At 70.0% G+C, this 1,997-nt stretch carries 2 protein-coding genes; both read right to left on the bottom strand.

What is annotated here, in order from left to right:
• The coding region (locus ACIBB8_RS37810) for a condensation domain-containing protein (protein WP_398959932.1) at positions 1-1,455 on the bottom strand (1,455 nt) is incomplete at its 3' end.
• A partial coding sequence (locus ACIBB8_RS37805; RefSeq protein WP_398959930.1) for a phosphopantetheine-binding protein occupies positions 1,455-1,997 on the bottom strand: 543 nt, incomplete at its 5' end. The genes ACIBB8_RS37810 and ACIBB8_RS37805, both read right to left, overlap by 1 nt.

The following is a 1,997-nucleotide window of genomic DNA, read 5'->3' as shown; positions in this document are numbered from 1 at the left end:
CGTCCGCACCACCTGCGCCTCGAACAACCCCGGCAGCGTCACCCCCTCAACCACCGCACCCGTGTCATTCCACTCCACCAACAACCGACGACGCTCGTCCGCCTCGAGGACGTCCACCGCGGCCAGCCTGGTTTCCGGCTCGGCGCCCAGCAGTTCCAGCACTCGGCTCCAGCGCCGGGCCAGCCGCTGCGCACTGTCGGCGTCGAACAGGTCGGCCGACAGGATCAGTACACCGCGCAGGCCGGCCGGTGCGCCTGTGGAGTCGTACGACTCCCCCATGTTCACTTCGACGTCGAACTTCGCCGCGGAGGTGCCCGTCGGCAGTTGCGCCGGTGTCCCGGGCATCCCACCAGCTCGTACACCCGGCAGGTCGACCTCGGCCTGCGCGTTGTTCTCCACGGACAGCATGACCTGGAACAGCGGGTGACGGGCCAGCGAGCGGGTGGGGCTGAGTTCCTCCACCAGCCGCTCGAAGGGCACGTCCTGGTGGGCGAAGGCCTCCCATCCGACGTCCCGCACCCGCGCCAGGAGCTCGTTGAACGTCGGGTCACCGGAGAGGTCCGTGCGCAGGACGAGTGTGTTGACGAAGAATCCGACGAGGTCGTCCAGCGCCACATCGGTCCGTCCGGCCACGGCGACACCGATCGAAATGTCGGTGCCCGCGCCGAGCCGGGACAGCAGCACGGCGAGCGCGGCCTGGAGCACCATGAACACGGTGACGTCCTCGGCCCGGGCCAGCTCGACCAGCCTCGCGTGCACGTCCGCCGGAATGTCCAGCGGCACGGTGTGGCCGTCGTAACCGGCCACCACGGGACGCGGACGATCGTGCGGCAGCGCCAGCTCCTCGGGAGCCCCCGCCAGGGCTTTGCGCCAGTAGGCAATCTGACGGGACAGCAGGCTCTCCGGGTCCTGGTCGTCGCCCAGTACCTCGCGCTGCCAGAGCGCATAGTCGGCGTACTGGACAGGGAGCGGCTCCCAGTCGGGCGCCCGGTCCGCGCGCCGCGCCTCGTACGCCGCCGACAGGTCCCGGGCCAGCGGTCCACGCGACCAGCCGTCGCCCGCGATGTGGTGCAGGAGCACCAGCAGGACGTGCTGGTCCGGTGTCGTCGTGAACAGCCAGGCCCGGAAGGGCACTTCCTCTGCGAGGTCGAAGGCGTACCGGGAGGCTGAGGCGGTCGCCTCGGCCAGCTCCTCCGTTTCCAGCTCCACCGTCTGGAGCTCCCACTCCAGGTCCTCGAGGCGGAGGATGCGCTGGTACGGCTCGCCGTCCGCGACGGGGAACGTGGTGCGCAGCACCTCGTGCCGGCCCATGACGTCCCGCAGGGCCGCACCGAGCGCATCCCGGTCCACCGTGCCGGTCAGGGGCAGCGCCATCGGAATGTTGTACGTGGCGCTCGGCCCCTCCAGCTGACCGAGGAACCACAGCCGCCGCTGTGCGAACGACAACGGAATCATCAGAACTCCTCCTGCTTGCGCATCGGCCGCAGCGCCGGCCTGGCTGACTTTTGTTTTCCGATCTGCTGTGCGAGCTCGGCCACGGTCGGCGCATCAAGCAGCACCCGCAGCGGCAGCTCCACACCCAACTTCGCGCGGACCAGGCTGACCACTCGCACGGCCAGCAGTGAGTGGCCGCCGAGCTCGAAGAAGTCGTCGTCGACTCCGACCTTCTCCAGCCCGAGTACCTGCGCGAAGACTCCGCAGAGGAGTTCCTCCTGCGGAGTGGCCGGTTCCCGGCCGGTCCCGCCCACACCCGCGTGTTCGGGAGCCGGCAGTGCCTTGCGGTCCACCTTTCCGTTCACGGTCAGCGGCAAGACGTCCAGGACGACGACCGCGGACGGCACCATGTAGTCCGGCAGACGTTCCGCGACGAAGCCCCGCACCACCTCGGGCAGTGCCTCGATATCCGTGTCCGTGTCGGCGGGGACGACATACGCGACCAGCCGCCGGTCTCCCGGCACGTCCTCCCGCGCGATCACCGCCGCCTGCCCCACCAGCGG

This window comes from Streptomyces sp. NPDC051286, from assembly GCF_044455345.1.
Lineage (GTDB): Bacteria > Actinomycetota > Actinomycetes > Streptomycetales > Streptomycetaceae > Streptomyces.
The sequence above is the reverse complement of the archived record's forward strand: the minus strand, read 5'-3'. Positions and strand labels throughout refer to the sequence as shown.